Origin of the sequence: Pseudokineococcus sp. 5B2Z-1 (genome assembly GCF_037482305.1) — a bacterium.
Classification (GTDB): domain Bacteria; phylum Actinomycetota; class Actinomycetes; order Actinomycetales; family Quadrisphaeraceae; genus Pseudokineococcus.
Genome location: NZ_JBBHZG010000001.1, coordinates 441,753 through 460,415 on the forward strand (window position 1 = coordinate 441,753; position 18,663 = coordinate 460,415).

The 18,663-nt window shown below is 80.7% G+C and carries 16 protein-coding genes; 6 read left to right on the top strand and 10 right to left on the bottom strand.

What is annotated here, in order from left to right:
- Positions 1-13: 13 nt before the first annotated feature.
- From WDV85_RS01870 to WDV85_RS01885, 4 genes are all read right to left on the bottom strand, one after another.
- Entirely contained in the window at positions 14-268 is a 255-nt protein-coding gene (locus tag WDV85_RS01870) for a hypothetical protein (RefSeq protein ID WP_339568993.1), read from the bottom strand.
- A gap of 82 nt (positions 269-350) precedes the next feature.
- On the bottom strand, positions 351-623 hold the full coding sequence (locus WDV85_RS01875; RefSeq protein WP_171201901.1) for a WhiB family transcriptional regulator: 273 nt from the start codon (positions 621-623) through the stop codon (positions 351-353).
- A gap of 146 nt (positions 624-769) precedes the next feature.
- Positions 770-1,117, bottom strand: coding sequence for a hypothetical protein (locus WDV85_RS01880; RefSeq protein WP_339568994.1), 348 nt, complete (start codon positions 1,115-1,117; stop codon positions 770-772).
- Between the two features lie 196 nt (positions 1,118-1,313).
- Positions 1,314-3,437 carry an ATP-dependent DNA helicase UvrD2 gene (locus WDV85_RS01885; protein ID WP_339568995.1) on the bottom strand — a complete coding sequence of 708 codons (2,124 nt, stop codon included), beginning with the start codon at positions 3,435-3,437 and terminating at the stop codon, positions 1,314-1,316.
- 229 nt (positions 3,438-3,666) lie between these two features.
- On the opposite strand from WDV85_RS01885, the gene WDV85_RS01890 reads away from it, so the two are divergent.
- Together WDV85_RS01890 and WDV85_RS01895 are read left to right on the top strand one after the other, a co-directional pair.
- Positions 3,667-3,930: a mycoredoxin gene (locus WDV85_RS01890; RefSeq protein WP_171201899.1), complete on the top strand. Its 264-nt coding sequence runs from the start codon at positions 3,667-3,669 to the stop codon at positions 3,928-3,930.
- A 71-nt stretch (positions 3,931-4,001) separates the two neighbouring features.
- Positions 4,002-4,724, top strand: coding sequence for a hypothetical protein (locus tag WDV85_RS01895; protein ID WP_339568996.1), 723 nt, complete (start codon positions 4,002-4,004; stop codon positions 4,722-4,724).
- Positions 4,725-4,809: 85 nt separating this feature from the next.
- Here WDV85_RS01895 and nudC read toward each other — a convergent pair whose 3' ends face one another.
- Positions 4,810-5,778 (bottom strand): NAD(+) diphosphatase, encoded by a 969-nt coding sequence (gene nudC / locus WDV85_RS01900; protein ID WP_339568997.1) that lies wholly within the window; start codon positions 5,776-5,778, stop codon positions 4,810-4,812.
- A 189-nt stretch (positions 5,779-5,967) separates the two neighbouring features.
- Between nudC and WDV85_RS01905 the strand changes: the two genes are divergently transcribed.
- Positions 5,968-6,897: a phosphotransferase gene (locus WDV85_RS01905; RefSeq protein WP_339568998.1), complete on the top strand. Its 930-nt coding sequence runs from the start codon at positions 5,968-5,970 to the stop codon at positions 6,895-6,897.
- A gap of 146 nt (positions 6,898-7,043) precedes the next feature.
- On the top strand, positions 7,044-7,841 hold the full coding sequence (locus WDV85_RS01910) for an endonuclease/exonuclease/phosphatase family protein (RefSeq protein ID WP_339568999.1): 798 nt from the start codon (positions 7,044-7,046) through the stop codon (positions 7,839-7,841).
- 50 nt (positions 7,842-7,891) lie between these two features.
- Here the strand turns inward: WDV85_RS01910 and WDV85_RS01915 are convergent, their stop codons facing one another.
- The 5 genes from WDV85_RS01915 to WDV85_RS01935 form a co-directional block, all read right to left on the bottom strand.
- Positions 7,892-11,308: an ATP-dependent helicase gene (locus WDV85_RS01915; protein ID WP_445263168.1), complete on the bottom strand. Its 3,417-nt coding sequence runs from the start codon at positions 11,306-11,308 to the stop codon at positions 7,892-7,894.
- Positions 11,309-11,367: 59 nt separating this feature from the next.
- Entirely contained in the window at positions 11,368-14,820 is a 3,453-nt protein-coding gene (locus WDV85_RS01920) for a PD-(D/E)XK nuclease family protein (RefSeq protein WP_339569001.1), read from the bottom strand.
- Between the two features lie 101 nt (positions 14,821-14,921).
- A complete protein-coding gene (locus tag WDV85_RS01925) occupies positions 14,922-15,311 on the bottom strand; it encodes an MGMT family protein (protein WP_339569002.1) in 390 nt (129 codons plus the stop codon).
- Positions 15,312-16,496 (bottom strand): molybdopterin-synthase adenylyltransferase MoeB, encoded by a 1,185-nt coding sequence (moeB, locus tag WDV85_RS01930; protein WP_339569003.1) that lies wholly within the window; start codon positions 16,494-16,496, stop codon positions 15,312-15,314. It lies immediately after the preceding gene.
- The gene (locus tag WDV85_RS01935; RefSeq protein ID WP_339569004.1) at positions 16,493-17,353 is read right to left on the bottom strand and encodes a DUF3152 domain-containing protein; all 861 of its coding nucleotides are present in this window, start codon (positions 17,351-17,353) and stop codon (positions 16,493-16,495) included. The genes moeB and WDV85_RS01935 overlap by 4 nt, the downstream gene beginning before the upstream one ends.
- Positions 17,354-17,529: 176 nt before the next feature.
- Between WDV85_RS01935 and WDV85_RS01940 the strand changes: the two genes are divergently transcribed.
- Together WDV85_RS01940 and WDV85_RS01945 are read left to right on the top strand one after the other, a co-directional pair.
- Entirely contained in the window at positions 17,530-18,111 is a 582-nt protein-coding gene (locus WDV85_RS01940; protein ID WP_445263169.1) for a TetR/AcrR family transcriptional regulator, read from the top strand.
- Positions 18,112-18,335: 224 nt separating this feature from the next.
- Complete coding sequence (locus WDV85_RS01945) at positions 18,336-18,560, top strand: DUF3107 domain-containing protein (RefSeq protein ID WP_171204237.1); 225 nt, start codon at positions 18,336-18,338, stop codon at positions 18,558-18,560.
- Positions 18,561-18,663 lie beyond the last annotated feature (103 nt).

Below are 18,663 nucleotides of genomic sequence, written 5' to 3' on the forward strand. Positions count from 1 at the left end.
CCGGGCCCGGGCGTCACGCCCGGGCGAGGACGGCGGCGCGCTCGGCCCGCGAGCGGGCCCGGGCGGCCCGCGCGGCGGCCCGGTCGGCGCGCCCCTGGAGGCGCTCGGCGGCGCGCCGGGCGAGCGCGTCGGCGACGCGCCGCTCGTCGCGGGACCCGCGCAGAGCCCGCGCCGACAGGACGGCCGAGGTGGTCGGGGACGCCGTCGGCCGGGCCATCACGCCGGCGGTGTCGGGGAAGAGGGTCAGGGAGGTGGGGCGGGTGGTCATGGCGGCTCCTGGGGGCAGGCCCTCCCGCCCGGTGGGCGGGTCGTCGGGCGTGGTGCGAGAGCGGGTGGTGCGGCGGGCGCCGTCAGGCGACGGCGACCGGGTGCTTGCGGGGGCGGCCGCGGGGCCGCTTGCGGGCGATGACGGCTCCGCCGTCGAAGATCTCGCCGCCCCAGACGCCCCACGGCTCGCGCCGGTCGAGGGCGCCGGCGAGGCAGGCCTCCCGGAGGGGGCAGGGGGCGCAGCGCGCCTTCGCCTCCTCGAGGGCGGCGGGGGCCTCGGCGAACCAGAGGTCGCCCTCGCCGTCCCGGCAGGGGACGGAGAGGTCGTCGACGCCTCGGGCGGTCGGCTCGAGCATGGCCGTGAGCTGCACGGGTCTTCTCCTGGTGGTGCTGCCCGAGGACGTCGGGCGGGGGCGGTCAGGAGGAGCCGCGGCGGTGGGACGGGAGAGGCCGCGGCTCCCGGGTCGGGAGCCGCGGCCTCGGCAGGGCCTCGAGCGGCGGCCTAGGGGGCCGTGCCGGTCGGAGCGCTGCCGGGGACGGGGGTCCCGCAGGAGCGGAAGGGACGCTCGGCGCCGGAGGCGCCGTTCGCGATGAGGGCGCCGGAGGCGCCGTTCGCGGGGCTGGTGAGGTCCGCGGAGGAGGTGGTGGGCTCGAGGCCGCCGAGGGCGCGACCAGCGCGCACGGCGCCGTCCTGCGGACGGAGCTCTCCCCCCGGCCGACCCGCGACGGGCGCGAGGCGCGGCGCGCTCACGGGGAGGGCGGCGTCGCGGGCGACGGGGCGGCCGACGACGAGCAGGTGCTCGGCGGTGCGGACGCGGCCCGTGCGGACGTCGTTCGTCGTGCTCACCACCGGGGACCACCTCCTCGCCCTGCTCGGCGCCCTCCGCGGCTGGCGGGGGCGCGCTCCTGCGCTTCCGGGGAGGACGCTAAGGGCGTCCCGCGGACCAGCACAACGTCTTTTTCCGGACGGGTCCTCACGCGGCCCCGCGGGGACGGGGCCACCACGCCGCGGCCGGGCGACGGGGCGCCCGAGCACCCCCGGCGGGTCAGGCGCCGGCGGCGAGGACGGCGAGGACGCTCTCGCCGTACTTGTCCAGCTTCGCCGGGCCGATGCCGGCGATGGCCGCCAGCCCGGCGGCGTCGGCGGGGCGCGCCTCCGCGACGGCGACGAGCGTGGCGTCGGTGAAGACGACGTAGGCCGGCACCTTCGCCTCGGACGCCGTGCGCGAGCGCCACTCGCGCAGCGCCTCGAAGACGCCCTCGTCGTAGGTCGGCGGGCAGTCCTCGCAGCGGCCCGTCTTGCGGGCGGCCGCCGTCGTCAGCGGCTCGCCGCAGGTCCGGCAGCGGCTGAGGGTCGCCCCCCGGCGCCCCGACCGGCCCCCGCGGCCGCCGCCGCCCGCCCGACCGGGCACTGCGTCCGAGCCCGACGCGGGCCGCAGCCCGTCGAGGAAGCGCGACGGCTTGCGCGAGGCGCGGCCGCCCGGCGTCCGGGAGAGGGTCCACGAGCACACGAGGCGCTCACGGGCGCGGGTGACGCCGACGTAGAGGAGCCGGCGCTCCTCCTCGACGGCGTCGGCGTCGTCGGCCGCGAAGGAGATGGGCACGAGCCCCTCCGAGAGGCCCACGAGGACGACGGCGTCCCACTCCAGGCCCTTGGCGGCGTGGAGGGACGCCAGCGTGACGCCCTCGACGACCGGCGCGTGCTGGGCCTGCGCCCGCTCGTCGAGCTCGGCCACGAGCTGCGGCAGCCGGTCCTCCGGGCGGGCCGCCGCGACGTCGTCGGCGAGCGCGACGAGCGCCTGCAGCGACTCCCACCGCTCGCGGACGGCGCCGGACCCCGACGGTGCCTGCTCGGACCAGCCGGCTCCCGACAGCACGTCGCGCACGAGCGCGCCGAGGGGCTGCTCGCCGTCGTCCGAGCGCGCGGCCCCGCGGAGCAGGAGGACGGCGTCGCGCACCTCCTTGCGGGCGAAGAACCGCTCGCCGCCGCGCAGCAGGTAGCCGACGCCGCGCGCGGACAGCGCCTGCTCCAGCGGCTCGGACTGGCTGTTGGTGCGGAAGAGGACGGCGATCTCGCTGGCCGGGTGGCCCTCGGCGATCCGGTCGGCCACCCAGGACGCCACGCGGGCGGCCTCGGCGTCGTCGTCGGCGTTCTCCCAGAACTCCGGCGCGGGGCCCGGCGGGCGCTGGGCGACGAGCTCGACGCGGGCGCGCGTCGCCGCCCGCGGGGCGCGGTCGAGGAGGCCGTTGGCCAGGCCGACGACCTGCGGGGTGGACCGGTAGTCCCGCACGAGCCGCACCGTCGTCGTGCCCGGGTGGCGCTGGTCGAAGTCGAGCAGGTGGCGGGGGTCGGCGCCCGCGAAGGAGTAGATGGTCTGGCTGGCGTCGCCGACGACGCAGACGTCGTCGCGCTCGCCGAGCCACAGCTCGAGGAGGCGCTGCTGCAGGCCGCTGACGTCCTGGTACTCGTCCACGACGAGGTGGCGGTACTGGGAGCGGACCGTCCGGGCCACGTCCTCGCGCTCCTCGAGGATGCCGACGGTGAGCAGCAGGACGTCCTCGAAGTCGATGACGCCGCGGTCGGTCTTGACCTCCTCGTAGCCGCGCAGCACCCGGGCGGCGGCCAGGTGGTCGAGCCCGGCGGGCGCCGAGCGGCCGCGCCGGCGCGCCTCCTCGACGTAGGCGTCGGGCGTGAGCATCCCGACCTTGGCCCACTCGACCTCGGCCGACAGGTCGCGGACGGCGGCGCGGTCGACGCGCAGGCGCAGGCGGGAGGCCGCCTGGGCCACGAGCTGCGCCTTGTGCTCGACGAGGGGCGGCAGCGCGCCGCCCACGGCTTGCGGCCAGAAGTACTGCAGCTGGCGCAGCGCCGCCGCGTGGAAGGTGCGGGCCTGCACCCCCGGGACGCCGAGGTCGCGCAGGCGCGTGCGCATCTCCGCCGCGGCGCGCGCGGTGAAGGTGACGGCCAGCACCTGGGTGGGCTGCCAGGCCCCCGCGAGCGCGCCGTGCGCGATGCGGTGGGTGAGGGCGCGCGTCTTGCCGGTGCCCGCGCCGGCGAGCACGCGGACCGGGCCCTGCAGGGCCCGGGCGACCTCGCGCTGCTCGGGGTCGAGGGCCTCGAGGACCGCGTCGGGGTCACCGGCGGGGCGGGGGGCGGCGGGCGTCGTCATGGCGGGGCCCATGCTCGCACCGCCCGCCGACGGCGTCCGCCGCCCCGCGGCCCGCGGTGGACGACGGGCTCCGGCGGTGGACGACGGGCTCCGCGGTGGATGACGTGCGCCGTCCGCCGCGTTGCACCGCGCGACGGTGGACGGCGAGGGCCCGCAGGGGCACCGCGCACCACCGACGTCCGCAGACCGAGCGGGTGCCAGGCGGCCCCGCGCAGACCGAGGAGAGCTGATGAGCGCGAGCACCGAGCACCGCCCCGCCGAGGGGGCCGTCACGATGTTCACCACGAGCTGGTGCGGGTACTGCCGCAACCTCAAGCGGCAGATGGACCGCGAGGGCATCTCCTACTCCGAGGTCAACATCGAGGAGACGCCCGGCACCGCGGAGTTCGTCGCGTCTGTCAACGGCGGCAACCAGACCGTCCCGACGCTGCTGTTCGCCGACGGCTCGACGGCCACCAACCCCTCGCTCGCCGAGGTCAAGAGCCACCTCTGAGCGACCGGCCCGGGCGGCGCACCGCGTCACCCGGGCCGACGGCGGCGACGACGCCCGAGGACGGAGGACCCGTGGCCCGACGACCTGCCGGTGCGGCGCCCGGCCACCGCACCGCGGTGGCCGAGCCGCTGGCGCTCGACGTGCTGGCCGCCCGCGTGGCCGACCGCGCCATGGCGGCTGCGCTCGCGGCGCGCGACGACCCGGGCGCGGGGGCGGCGGTCCGCGTCGGCGTCGACGCGGCCGTCCCCGCCGACGGCGAGCTGGTGGCGGACGCCGTCGCCGAGGCCCTCGCCGCGCAGGGCGCCGGCGTGCTGCGGGTGCGCGCCCGCGACTTCCTGCGCCCCCGCTCCGTGCGCCTGTCCACCGGCCCCGCGGACCCCGAGACCGGGTACACGAGCTGGACCGACCACCTGGGGCTGCGCCGCGAGGTGCTCGACCCCCTGGGGCCCGGCGGCGCGGGCACCTGGCTGCCCGCGCTGTGGGACGAGCGGGCCGACCGCGCCACCCGCGCCGCGCGGCGGACGGCGCCCCCCGGCTCGGTGCTCGTCCTCGACGGCCCCTTCCTGCTGCGGTGGGAGACCGCCGACGCCCTCGACCTGTCGGTGCACCTGCTGGTCTCCGACGCCGCCGTGCGCCGGCGCCTGCCCCCGGCGGACGCCGACCGCCAGACCGGGGCCTGGGCCCTCTACGTCGAGGAGACCGACCCGGCCCCGCGCGCCGACCTCGTCGTCCGCGCGGAGGACCCGCGCCGGCCCGCGCTGGTCACGGGCGACGTGCCGAGCGCCGGGGCCTGACCGCCGGGGCCTGACCGCCGGGGCCTGACCGCCGGGGCCCGGGCGCCCTGGCGCGGGCGCCGGCGCCACGAGCGAGCGCGGGCCCTCACCAGGACGGGCGCGCGGGCAGCTCCTCGCCGTACCAGTGCTCCACCAGGCGCAGGGCGATCGACGTCGACGGCGGCAGGAGCACCTCTCCCGAGGTGACGGCGGCCGCGAGCTCCTCGCGGGAGAACCACCGCGCGTCGGAGATCTCGACGTCGTCGACGCGCACGCCCGTCGAGGCGGCGCGGGCGGTGAAGCCGAGCATGAGCGACGCGGGGAAGGGCCACGGCTGGCTCCCCCGGTACTCGACCTCGCCGACCACGACGCCGACCTCCTCGAGGACCTCCCGGCGCACGGCCGCCTCGAGCGGCTCCCCGGGCTCGACGAAGCCCGCGAGGGCGGAGAAGCGGCCCGCGGGCCAGAGCGCGTTGTGGGCGAGGAGGACGCGGTCGTCCTCGTCGACGACCGCCATGATCACCGCCGGGTCGGTGCGGGGGTAGTGCTCGCTGCCGTCGACGGGGCACGTGCGGGTCCACCCCGACGTCGTCACGGCCGTGCGCGAGCCGCACCGGGGGCAGTGCGGGTGCACCCGGTGCCAGTTGAGGACGCCGACGGCCTCGACGAGCAGGCCCGCGTCGCGGTCGTCGAGGTCGGCCGCGACGGCGCGCAGCCCCGCCCACTCCTCGTCGCCGGAGCGCACGGGCCACCCGGCGGCGTCGGCGACCTCCTGGTCGTCCGGCACCTCGACCGCCACGTGGGCGGTGCCGTCCTCCTCCCGGCCCAGGTAGACGACCGGTCCGGGCTCGGGGAGGGCGCGGGCGACGTCGGCGGGGGCGACGAGCTCGAGGGCGGCCGCCTCCCCCGACCCCTCGGTCCGGGCCCGCAGGGGCGCCGACCCGTCGGGCCGCACGCGCAGCACCCGGGTCGCGGGGTCGGCCCACAGCGCCTCGAGCAGCCCCGGGTCGGTGCGGCGCTCGCCGTCCCGGTCGACCGCGGAGCGGGAGAGCAGGAGGCTGCGCAGGGGGCTCACCCCGCCACCGTAGGCGCGCCTGCGCGTCGGGCCACCGGGCGGCCGCGCCCGCCGAGGCCCGCCCCGCCGTCCGCTCGCCCCTCCGCCCGGGGGGGCTCCCACGGACCACCCGCGGCCACCAGCACGGGCCACCCGCCCGGGGCGCCGCGCCGGGCGTGCGGGAGCGCCCCGGGCGTCTACCGTGTGCCGGTGCCCCGCTCCCCCCTCGTGCTCGCGGCCCTCGCCAGCGCCGCCGTCCCCGGGCTCGTGGTCTCTGGAGCCCGCCGCGCGGGCGTCGAGGACGGCGTGGGCGAGGAGGTGGACGCGGCCGTCGTGGCCGACGACGCGGGCGCCGAGTGGGTCGTGCGCGCGCCCGTCGACGCCGCCTCCGGCCTCCTGCTCGACCAGGAGGTGGCCCTGCTGCGGCGCCTGCGCGCGCTCGAGCCCGACGCCCTCCCCTTCGCGGTGCCGGACCCGGCGGGCAGCGCCGCCCTCAAGGGCGGCGGCCGCGCGGTCGTGCACCGCCGCCTGCCGGGGCGGCCCCTGCACCCGGGCGACCTGCACCCCGGGCCCGGCCTGTCCTCCTCCCTCGGCACGGCCCTGGGCCGTCTCCACGACCTGCCGGCCTCCCTGGCCGAGGAGGTCGGTCTGCCCGGCTACACCGCCGAGGAGCACCGCGAGCGCCGCCTCGTCGAGCTCGACCGCGCCGCCAGCACGGGGCAGGTGCCGCCGGGCCTGCTCAGCCGGTGGGAGAAGGCGACCGAGGACGTGGGCCGCTGGCGCTTCTCCCCGTGCCTGCTGCACGGGGACCTGACGCCCGAGCGCGTCCTCGCCGACGGCCGCGACGTCACGGGCGTCGTCGAGTGGGGCGAGGCCCGCGTGGGCGACCCGGCCGACGACCTCGCGTGGGTCGCCGTCGGCGCCGACACGGACGCGCTCGACACCGTCCTCGAGGCCTACGCCGTCGCCCGCCACGAGCAGCCCGACCGGCACCTGCCGGTGCGGGCGCAGCTGTCCGGCGAGGTGGCCCTCGTGCGCTGGCTCCTCCACGGCGTCCGGACCGACGACGCGTCCGTCGTCGACGACGCCGTGCAGATGCTGCGGGACCTGGACGCGGACGTGGGGGGCGAGGCGCTCTGAGGCTCCGCGTCGCCACGGCCAACATCGCCTCCGGCCGCGGGCCGGGCACGGCCCCGCCCGGCGCTCCCCCGGACGCCTCCTCGGGCCCCCCCGCCGAGGACGGCAGCTCGACGTCGGGCGCCTCGGACCCCACGCGGCCGAGCCACGTGCGCGACGCCGACGCCCTGGGGGCGGCCCTGGCCGCCCTCGGCGACGTCGCGCCCGACGTCCTCGCCGTGCAGGAGCTCGACGTCGGCGCCGAGCGCTCCGGCGGCGTCCACCAGCCCTCCGTCGTCGCGCGGGCCCTGGCCGCCGCGGGCGGCGACGTCGACTGGCGCTTCGCCCCCACCGTCCTCGGGATCCCCGGCTCCGGCGCCGAGCAGCTGCCCGTCGCCGGCCGCCTCGAGGACCCGCGCTGGCCCGAGGACGACCGCCCCCGCTACGGCACGGCCCTGCTCGTGCGCCGCCCGGTGCGCCGTTGGAGCGCCCTGCCCCTGCGCGCCGGCGGCCTGCCCCTCCCGCTGCCCGTGCGGCACCCGACGACGGACCGGCCCGGGCTGCTCGTCGTGCAGGACGAGCCCCGCGTCGCCGTGGCCGCCGAGCTCGACGGCGTCACGGTCGTCGCGGCCCACCTGTCCTTCGCGCCCCCGGTCGGCCTGCGGCAGCTGCGCGCCGTGCGCGCCTGGGCGGCCTCCCTGCCGGGGCCCGTGCTGCTCGTGGGCGACCTCAACCTGCCCGGCTCGCTGCCCGCGCGCGTCCTGCGCGCCCGCGCGCTCGTCACCCGGCCCACCTACCCGCTGCCCGAGCCCACCCGGCAGCTCGACCACGTCCTCGCGCTGCCGCCCGCCGGCGACCGGCGCGACCACCCGCTCCTGCCCTGGCGCACGGGGGAGGTCGACCTCGCGCTCGGCGTCGGCGACCACCGCCCCCTGTGCGTCGACCTCGAGGTGCCCGCGCGGGGCTGATGCGGCGCACGCCCACCAGCGACGGGGAGCGGCGCCGGCCCCTCAGGGCCTCAGCCCTCCGGCGGCAGCACGGCCGCCGAGCGCAGGACGGCGACGAGCGCGGCCTCGTCAAGGCCCTCGACCGGGCGCACCGTGGTGCCCGTGGCCGCGTAGAAGAAGGCCGCGGACACCTGCTCGAGGGGCACGTCGGCGACGCGCGACCACGCCAGGCGGTACACGGCGAGCTGCACGGCCGCCGCGGCCGCGTCCTCCGCCGCGGGCGGGCGGCCGGTCTTCCAGTCCACGACCTCGTACCCGCCCGACGGCGTCCGGAAGACGGCGTCCAGGCGTCCGCGCAGCACCGTGCCGTCCACCGGCGTCTCCACCGCCACCTCGACCGCGACGGGCGTGCGCGACGCCCACTCCGACGCCTCGAACCTCGCCTGCAGCGCCGGCAGCGCGGCGTCGTCCGCCGCCCCCTCGTCCTGCGCGCCCGGCAGGTCGTCGAGCTCGACGAGGGGGGCCGCGCCCCAGCGCTGCTCCAGCCAGGCGTGGAAGGCCGTGCCCCGCCGCGCGGCCCGGGCCGGCGGCGAGGGCACCGGACGGCGCACGGCCAGCGCCAGGGCCCCCGGGTCGCGCGCCAGCGCGACGAGCCGCGAGGCGGACAGGTGCGGGGGCAGCTCGACGTCGCGCACGGGCCGGCGGGCCGCCGCCCGCTCGGCGAGGAGGAGGTCGACCTCGCGGGTCCACTCGGTGGCGGGAGCCGGCCCCTCGGCGCGCGCCGCCGCCCGCACCGCCGCGGCGGCCTCCCGCAGGGCGGCGGGCGGGCCCGCCGGGTCGGGCCACGGCGCCGTGGCGCGCTCGGGCGGCGGCACGCCGTCGCCGGCCTCCGCGGCGGCGCGCTCGACCTCGTCGAGCACCTCGGCCCCGAGCGCGGCCGCCACCTCGAGGAGGAAGCGCGACGGGCGCACCGGCGTCGACCGCCCCGGCGTCCAGGACGCTCCCGAGAGCAGGATCAGCCGCCGCGCGCGCGTCAGCGCCACGTACGCCAGCCGCCGCTCCTCGGCGACGGCGTGGGCGCCGCACTCCTCCTTGAACGCCGCGGTCAGCGCCGTGAGGTCGGCCAGCGAGGTCGCCGTCCGCCACGCCCAGCGTGGCAGGGACGGCGCGTCCCCGCGCAGCTCGTAGGGCAGCGCGTCGAGCCCGACGAGCCACCCCGAGGCCGTGTCCGCGGGCGCGCCGGCGCCGGAGGCGCGGCCCCCGCCGGCGCGGCTGGGGAAGGTGCCCTCGGCCAGGCCCGGGACGGCGACGACGTCCCACTCGAGCCCCTTCGCCGCGTGCACGGTGAGCACCTGGACGGCCGTGCGGCTCGGCTCGACCTCGTCGGGCTCGCCCACCGGGTCGTCCTCCTCCGCCTGCTCCAGGCCGCGCTCGCGGGCCGCGGCGGCGTCGACCCACGCGAGGAAGCCCCCGAGGGAGGCGCCGCGGGCCGCGTCGGCGAAGGCGGCCGCGACCTCGACGAAGGCGTCGAGCTGGGCGCGCGCCGCCGACGGCGCCGTGCCGGGGGCGGCGGCCAGCTCGACGTCGAGGGCCGCGGCGCGCACGACGTCCGCCACGAGGTCGGGCAGCGGCTGGCCGGCGCGGGCGCGCAGGCCCGCCAGTTCCCGCGCGAGCCGGACGAGCCGGCGGTGGCCCTCCGGCGACAGCCCGTGGCGCCCCCGCCCGTCGGGACGGTCGTCGACGAGCGACGCCAGCGCCTCCACGAGGCCGCCGGCCTCCGACGGCTCCGGGTGGTCCCGACGGGCGGGTCCCGGCGCCGCTCCCGTCGACGTCGGTGCCGCCGTCGCCTCCGGCCCCGGACCGTGCGCCTCCTCGTCGTCCGCGAGGCCCGGCCCGGCCGGCGCGGGGGCGGGGACGCCGGTGGCCTCGGCCGCCAGGCGCCGCGCCCAGCGCCCGAGCGCCCGCAGGTCGCGCGGCCCGAGGCGCCAGCGCGGGCCCGTGAGCAGGCGGGCGAGGGCGTCGCCGCGGCCGGGGTCGTGGAGCACCCGCAGCACGGCCAGCACGTCGAGCACCTCGGGCCGCTCCAGGAGCCCGCCCATGCCGACGACCTCGACGGGCAGCCCCTCCGCGCGCAGCGCCTGCTCGACGGCGGGGATCTGCGCCCGGCGGCGGCACAGCACCGCGGCGGTGGGCCGCGGCCCGTCGGCGCGCCACTCGCGCGCGACGGCGGCGGCCAGGGCGCCCGCCTCGTCGGCCGCCGTGCCCGACCAGCGGACGCGGACCTCCCCCGGCCCGGCGCCCGGGCGCGCGCCGAGGGGCGGGACCTCCGCGCCGCCGTCCCGCAGCGGGGCCGAGACGGCGTTGGCCGCCACGAGCACCGCCCGGTCGTTGCGCCAGCTCGTCGACAGGTGCAGCACCCGCGCGGGCGTCCGGTCGGCCCGGGGGAAGTGCTCCCCGAAGCGCTCGAGGGCGCCGGCGCTCGCGCCGCGGAACCCGTAGATCGACTGGTGCGGGTCCCCGACCGCCGTGACGGGGTGGCCGCCGCCGAAGAGGCTGCGGAGGAGCTCGAGCTGGGCGTGGCTCGTGTCCTGGTACTCGTCGAGGAGCACGACGCCGTACCGGGCGCGCTCGGCCGCCCCCACGGCCGGCGCGCGCGCCGCGGCGAGCGCGGCGAGGCGCACCTGGTCGCCGAAGTCCAGGGCCTCGGCGGCGGCCTTGCGCTCGGCGTAGGCGTGCAGCAGCGGCACGAGCGCGCGCCGGGCGCGCAGCGCCCCGAGCGCCTTCCCGAGGGGCGAGGACGGCGTCGGCCGCGCGGGCGCGCCGCCCGCCTCGTCCTTCGGCAGCCGGCCCACCCGCTCGAGGACCTCGCCCAGGGCGTCGTCGAGCTCGTCGGGCTCGACGAGGTGCTCGGCGCTCTCGGCGGCCAGGGAGAGCACGCCCTGGACCACCGTGGAGACGGCGGAGTCCACGCCCGGCAGGTCCCCCGTCCACCGCTCGACGACCTCGGAGGCCAGCTGCCAGGCCGCCGCCTCGCCGAGCACGCGCGCGCCCGGCTCGACCCCCACCCGCAGCCCGTGCTCGGCGAGGACGCCGGCCGCGTACGAGTGGTACGTGGCCACGACCGGCTCGCCGTCCGGGACCACGGGCGCCGAGGCGTCGCCGGCGGGGTCGAGCGCCGCCCGCAGGGCCCGCAGCCGCAGGCGGACGCGCTCGGCCAGCTCGCCCGCGGCCTTGCGCGTGAAGGTCAGCCCGAGGACGCGGTCGGGCGCCACGGCCCCCGACACGACGAGCTGGACGACGCGGGCGGCCATCGTCTCCGTCTTGCCCGACCCGGCGCCCGCGACGACGAGCAGCGGCTCGGGGGCCGCCTCGACGACGGCGCGCTGCTCCGGGGTGGGCGGGTGGCGGCGCAGGAGCCGCGCCACCTCCAGCGCGTCGGGGACCCGCGGCGCCGGCGCCGGGCCCGGGCCCGGCAGGTCCAGGCCCAGCTGCTCGCCCGCCGCGCCCGCCGCGGGGGCAGCACCTCCACGTGTCGTCCCGGCGCCGCTCACGGGCCCACCTGCCGGCCCTCGGCGCGCACGGGGCACGAGGTGCGCACGGGGCAGGTGCGGCACTGGGGGCCGTCCTGGGCGGGGAACGTGGCCCCGGCCATCCCCTCGGCCGTGCGCTCGACGAGCGCGCGGGCCCAGCCCGGGTCCTCGGCCGCCTCGAGCGGGGCCTGCGCCTGCTCGAGGGCCTTGCCCCGCGTCGGGGCGACGTTGACGAGGCGCGCGCCCCCGCTGCGCGCCCCGTGCCCGTCCGACCCGTCCTCCGCCGACCGGGCCTCCCCCGACCGGGCGACCTCGGTGAAGGCCCCCGCCTCGACGGCCGCCTGGTACGCGCCGAGCTGCGGGTGCTCGGGAAGCTCCGCCTTCGCCGCGGCGGATCCCGTCTTGAGGTCGACGACGACGAGGCGGCCCTGCGCGTCGCGCTCGAGCCGGTCGACCCGACCCGTGAGCAGCGCCCGGCCGACGGCCACCCGGACCTCGACCTCCGTGCCGAGCAGCTCGCGGCCGCCCGAGGTGGCGAGGTAGGGGGCCAGGTTGTCGAGCATCCGCTCCGCCCGGGCGCGCTCGCGCCGACCGGGCCAGGTGGCCGGCACCCCGAGCTCGTGCCAGCGGCGGTCGAGCTCGGCGCCGAGGGCGGCGCGGTCCGCGTCCGGCGCGGTCGCCGCGAGGTCGTGCACCAGCGTCCCGACGCCCGCCGACGACGACTCCTGCGCGACGGCGCCCGACGCCTCGAGCACCCAGCGCAGCGGGCAGGCGCCGTGCTGCTCGACCTTCGACGGCGACACGGGCACCGGCTCGTCGCCGGGCTGCAGGGGCCCGGGGTCGCTGAGCGGCGCCAGCCCGTACCAGTCGTCGGGGTCGGCCCCGGGCACGCCCGCTGCGGCGAGGCGCGCGAGCTCGGCGGCCGCGCCGGCGCGCCGCTCCTCGTCGACGGCCCGGCCCGAGCCGTCGCGGCCGCCGTCGGGCGTGGTGAGCACCTGGCGGAGCTCGGCCACGAGCGCGGGCAGCGAGACCTGGCGGGGCACGCGCGTGCGCTCCTCCTCGCCGTCGGCCTCGCCGTCGGGCCCTCCGTCCCCCCGGGCCGGGGGCGGCGGCACCACGACGTCGAGGAAGGGCGAGGGGCGCAGGTCGCCGTCCGCGACGGCCGTGCAGACGAGCCGCCGCCGCGCCCGCGAGACGGCGACGTGGAGCAGACGGCGCTCGTCGGCCAGCACCTGGGCCCGGGCCCCGGCGCTGCGCGCCCCGCCGTCGCCGCGCCCCGCGAGGAGGTCGACGAGCGCCTGCGCGCCGAGCAGCCCGTCGCGCACGCGCGTGTCGGGCCAGACGCCGTCCTGCAGGCCCGCCACGACGACGAGGTCCCACTCCCCGCCGGCCGCGGCCTGCGGCGTGAGCAGGGCGACGCTGCCGCCCGCGGGCGCGCGCTCGGCGAGGGTGTCCTGCGGGAGGTCCTGCCCCGCGAGCTGGGCCAGCAGGGCCCGCGGCCCGCGCACGACGGCGGAGTCGGCGAAGCGGGCCACGGCCTCGAAGAGCGCGACGACGGCGTCGAGGTCGCGGTCGGCCCGGCGCCCGGCGGCTCCCCCGGCCAGCGCCTGCTCGCGCCAGCGCGGCCCGAGGCCGCTGGCCGACCACAGGGCCCACAGCACCTCCTCGGCGTCGCCCGGGTCGCCGCTGCTCGCGCGCGGCGGCGCGCCGGCCCCGCGCGTGCCGCCGCCCTCCCCGGGCGAGGTCGACGCCGCCGGCGCGGAGGGCGGGAGAGCGGCGACGGCCGCGCGCAGCACGCGCAGGACCGCGGCGGCAGGCGCGACGTCGCGGTCGTCCTCGGCGAGGGCCCGGGCCGCGGCGGGCCCGGCCTCGTCGGCGAGGAGGGCGACGAGCAGCTCGTCGCTGCTGCGGGGCGGCGCGTCGGGGGCGGCCTCGCGCTCCAGCGCCCGGAGCCGCCGGCGCAGGCGCCGCAGGGAGACCGGGTCGGCCCCGCCCAGGGGCGAGGTGAGCAGGGCGACCGCCGCGTCGGCGTCGAGGTGCTCGCGGGTGCCGGCCCGCAGGTCGAGCGCGACGGCCAGCGCGAGGAGCAGCGGGCGCACGGCGGGCTCGTCGCGCACCGGCAGGCCCGGCCCGGCGTCACCGACCGGGACGCCCGCGCCCGAGAGGGCCCGCCGCAGGCCGCCCGTGCGCCCGGCGCTGCGGACGACGACCGCCATCCGGTCCCAGGCCAGCCCGCCCAGCAGGTGCGCCTCGCGCAGCACGTGGGCGACGTACGCGCCCTCCGCGGCGGTGGACGCGAGCACGGCGCGGGACACCGCGAGCGGCTCCTCGCGCCCGTCCTCACCGGGCCCGGCGGCGGGCGGCGGGCCGGCGGCGGCGCGGCGCTGCGCCACCAGGCCCGCGCTGGGGACGCCGTCGGCCACCCGGCGCACGGCGGCGGCCAGCGCGGGGCCGCACCGGTGACGGGTGCCGAGGACGACGACGCGCGAGCGCGAGGCCAGCTCCGCGAGGTGGGCCGGGTCGGCCCCGCGGAAGGACTGCGTGGTGGAGTCCGGGTCCCCCGTGACCACGAGGTCGGGCGCCGCGCCGGAGGGGCTCAGCGCCGCGAGGAGGCGGGCCACGGCGGCGCCGGCCTCGTGGTGGTCGTCGACGCCGACGAGGCTCCAGCGCGCCCGCTCCGCGTCGGCCACCTCCTCGTCCTCCTCGAGGAGGCGGGCCGCGGCGTCGACGAGCGCCGAGGGGTCGTGGGCGCCCCCGCCGCGCAGGGCCGCCACCTCCTCGTACTCCGCGAGGACGGAGGCCGCCGCGACCCACTCGGGGCGGTCGGCGGAGCGCCCGAGGTCGGCGAGCTCCCCCGCCGTGGTGCCCCGCTCGAGGCAGCGCATGAGCAGGTCCCGCAGCTCGTCGCGCAGGCCGCGCAGGCCGGTGCCGGACGGGCCCAGCGCGGGCAGCACGCCGGCCGGCCAGCCGGGCCGGTGCCCCCGGCCGGCGGCGTGGCCGGAGAGGAGGTCGGCGATGACCCTGTCCTGCTCCGGCCCCGACACGAGCCGCGGCGCGGGCTCGCCGCGGGAGAGCGCCGTGCGGCGCAGCAGGGAGAAGGCGTAGGCGTGCCAGCTGCGGGCGGCGGGCTCGACGGCCGTGCGGCGCAGGCGCTCGCCGACCCGGTCGCGCAGGGAGGCCGCCGCCAGGCGGCCGGGCGCGAGGAGCAGCAGCGACCCCGGGTCGGCCCCGTGCTGCTCGACGCGGGCGGCGACGAGCTCGACGAGGGAGGTGGTGCGGCCCGTGCCGGGCGCGCCGAGGACGACGAGCCGCCCGGCGCCGGGCGGCCAGGCGACGACGGCCCGCTGCTGCGCGTCGTCCACCGGGAGGGCGGGCGCGGGGCGGGAGCGGCGGACCAGGCGCACCGCGCCGGACGCCCCCGGGCGCCCGCGACCCGCCGGTGCCGACCCGCTGCGCTGCTCGTCCACCACGTCGCCAGCCAAGCACGCGCCCCCGACAGCGGGGCGCGACCTCGGGACCGGCCCCTCCCGCCGCGCCGCCCGGCGTCCGGCGGTGCGGGGCGGGGCGGACCTCAGCCCGCGGCGCCGTCCCACCCCGCGGCGTCCCAGCGGGCCCGCTCGAGGTCCACGGCGCCGCCCGGGCGCCGGGGCGTGCCCTCGCGCTCGTGCTCGCGGGCCGCCCGCGGGACGAGGGGGTCGTGCAGGGTGCCGTCGGCCCGCACCACGCGCCACCACGCCACCTCGGCGCCGTGGAGCGCCATCGTGCGCCCCACCGACCGCGCGGCGCCGCTGCCGAGCAGCTCCGCCACGTCGCCGTAGGTGAGGACGCGCCCCGGCGGCACCTGCTCGACGAGGTCGAGGACGGCGCGCGTCCACTCCTCCCCGCGCAGCCGGCGCCCCGCCGGCCGACCTCCGCCGAGCGCGCCACGACCTGGCGCGCCGACCGTCGGCGGGCCGACCACCTACCGCTCCAGCCAGGCGGTGACGCCGCCGCGCAGGTGCAGCACCCGCGCGAAGCCGGCGTCCTGCAGCTGCTCGGCCGCCAGCAGCGACCGCACGCCCGTGGAGCAGACGACGACCACGGGCGCCCCCGCGTCGAGGTCGGCCAGCGCGCCGCCCTCCTCCAGGGCCGCCGGTCGCCGGCCGGGCGCGGCGAGCACCTCGTGCAGGTCGACGCGGACGCCGCCGGGCACGGGCGCGGCGGCCCGCTCGGCCTCGCCGCGGACGTCCACCACGGCCGCGCCCGAGGCCAGGAGGGCGTCGAGGTCCTCGGGGGCCACCTCCGGGACGCCCGGACGGTCGGCGGCGACGACCTGCCCGTGGTCGCCGCGCCGCCGCCCCTCCTCGGGCGGGGCGGCCGCGGCGGCGTCGCGTCCGCCGGCCCGCAGGGGCAGCTCCCGCCACGACATCGCGAGGGCGTCGAGGACGACGACGCGCCCCACGAGCGGGCGGCCCGTGCCGGTGAGGAGCTTGACGGCCTCGGCCGCCATGACCGAGCCCACGACGCCGCACACCGCCCCGAGCACGCCGGCCTCCTGGCACGAGGCCACGGAGCCGGTCGGCGGCGGTGCGGGGAAGAGGTCGCGGTACGTCGGCCCGCGGCCGGGCCAGAAGACGCTGACCTGGCCGTCCCAGCGCAGCACAGACCCCCACACCTCCGGCACGCCGGCCGCCGCGCAGGCGTCGGCGACGAGGTAGCGGGTCGGGAAGTTGTCGGCGCCGTCGACGACGAGGTCGTACCCGCGCACGAGCTCGGCCGCCTCGTCGGGGTCCGCGAGCCGGCGGCCGTGCTCGACGACCCCCACGCCCGGGTCGAGGGCGCGGACGGCGTCCGCGGCGCTCGCCGTCTTGGGCCGCCCGACGTCCGCCGCCCCGTGGAGCACCTGGCGCTGGAGGTTGGAGGTGCTGACGACGTCGTCGTCGACGACGCCGAGCGTCCCGACGCCCGCGGCCGCGAGGTAGCTCACGACGGGGGAGCCGAGGCCGCCCGCCCCGACGACGAGCACCCGCGCCGCGGCGAGGCGCCGCTGGCCCTCCTCCCCCAGCTCGGCGAGCACGAGGTGGCGGGCCGCCCGCCGGCGGCGCTCGGCGTCGAGCGGCGGGCCGGGCGCGACGAGCGGCGGGAGGGCCCCGGTCGTCGCGCTCACGGGTGCGGCCACGGCTGGGGCGTGCACCCGTCCAGCCCCTTCGTCTGCTGGAGCATGACGGGCGCGGGCTCGCCCGGGCCGGCGCACGGCTCGTGGCCGTGGCCCAGGAAGTGGCCCACCTCGTGGGAGACGAGGTAGCGCCGGTAGCCCTCCCGGTCCTCGCCGTACGCCTCGGCGCCGCCCGCCCAGCGGTACCAGGTGAGCACCGCGCGCTCGCCGTTCCGGCACGACAGCACCCCCTGCGTCCGCAGGGGCGCGCAGAGCTCGTCGGTGAGGCGGGGGCTCGCCAGGACGACCGTGACGTCGGGCTCGGGCGACCCGTCCGCGTCGTCGGTGCGGGCGAAGGCCCATCCGTCGCGGCCCCACCCCCGGGGGTCGCCGAGGACGTCCATGACGGTGCCCGCGACCGCGGCGGCGTCGGCCGGCAGGCCCTCCTCGACCTGGACGCGCACCTGCACCACCCGCGCGTCCCCACCGGCCTCGGGCGAGGACGCGGGCGCGGTGCCCGGCACGGTGACGAGCCGGCCCGTCCCCGCGTCCGGCACGTCCGCCGACAGGACCCCCGCGCGCTCGTCGGGCCCCGCCGGGCGCACCGGCCCGGCGGCCGCGTCCGGCCCCACGTCCGCCCCGACGTCCGGCCGGGCCCCGCCGTCGGGGCCGTCGGTCGCGCCGGCGGCCGGGGCGGTCGAGGGCTCGTCCGCCGCCGAGGCCGCGGACGCCGTCGGGCGCCCCGTCCCCGAGGCGCTCGGGTCGTCGTCGCCGCCGCCCGCGAGGGCCAGGGCCGCGCCGAGCGCCAGGACGCCGACGCCGCCGGCGAGCACCTGGCGGCGGCGGCGGACGACCCTCCTGCTCACCACCCGGCGCAGCCTACGATCGGCGGCTGCCGGGGGCGGGCAGGCCCGCCGACGAGCGCACCGACCGACGACGCCCGCCCCGAGGAGGAGCCGTGGACCGCCTCCAGGACGACCCCGACGGCGCCCCGGACGGCGCTGCAGGCGCGCCACCGGCCGGTCCCGCGACGGCCCCGGGGCGCCTGGGGCGCGCCGACCGGCGCGCGCAGCTGCTGCGCGCCGCCCAGCGCGTCTTCGCCCGGGCCGGCTACCACGGCAGCGGCATGGACGCGATCGCCCAGCGCGCCGGCATCACCAAGCCGGTGCTCTACCGGCACTTCCCGGGCAAGCGCGAGCTCTACCTCGCCGTCGTCGACCGGGCCTGCGCCGACCTCGAGGCCGCGGTGCGCGCGGCCCTGGCCGGGACGGACGACAACCGGGTCCGCGTCGCGGCGACGATCGGCGCCTACTTCGCCTTCGTCGACGAGGACGACGGCGCGCGCCTCGTCTTCGAGTCCGACCTCACGAGCGACCCCGCGGTGCGGGAGCGGCTCGACGCGCTCGAGTCCGCGTGCGCCGCCGCCATCGCCGACGTCGTCGCCGCCGACAGCGGTCTGCCCCGCGCCAGCGCCCACGTGCTGTCCGTGGCGCTGGCCGGGAGCGCCCAGGTCGCCGCGCGCTCGTGGGTGGCCGCCGGGCGAGAGGTGCCGCGCGAGGAGGCCGCCGCGCTCATCTCCTCCCTCGTGTGGCGCGGCCTGCGGGGCCTGCCCCGCCAGGAGCGCTGAGGACCAGCACCGCCGGCTCCCGGTCCGCCCCGCTCCCCGTCCGCCCTGCTCCCCGTCCGCACGGCCCGCCCGACCCGCGGCACCGGCTGCGCCGCTGGCGAACAGCGCGGCCCGGGGGCGGCCCGCCGGGCGCGCCGGGGCTAGGTTCGCCGCAGGCGGGCCCCCGCGGCGAGCAGCGCCGGGGAGCCGTCCGCGGCCCGCCACCCGACCAGAGGAGAGCAGCTGTGGAGATCCGCATCGGCGTGCAGAACGTGGCGCGGGAGATCGTGCTGGAGTCGTCGCAGTCGGCCGACGAGGTGCGCAGCGCGGTCGACGCCGCCCTGTCCGGCTCGGCGGTCCTGGACCTCGTCGACGAGCGCGGACGCCGCGTCGTCGTGCCGTCCGGCGTGCTCGGCTACGTCGAGATCGCGGCCGAGAGCCCCCGCCGGGTCGGCTTCGGCTCCTCCTGACGCCCCCGTCCGACGGCCCCTCCGGACAGCCCGGCGGGGGGGGGGGGGGGGGGGGGGGGGGGGGGGGGGGGGGGGGGGGGGGGGGGGGGGGGGGGGGGGGGGG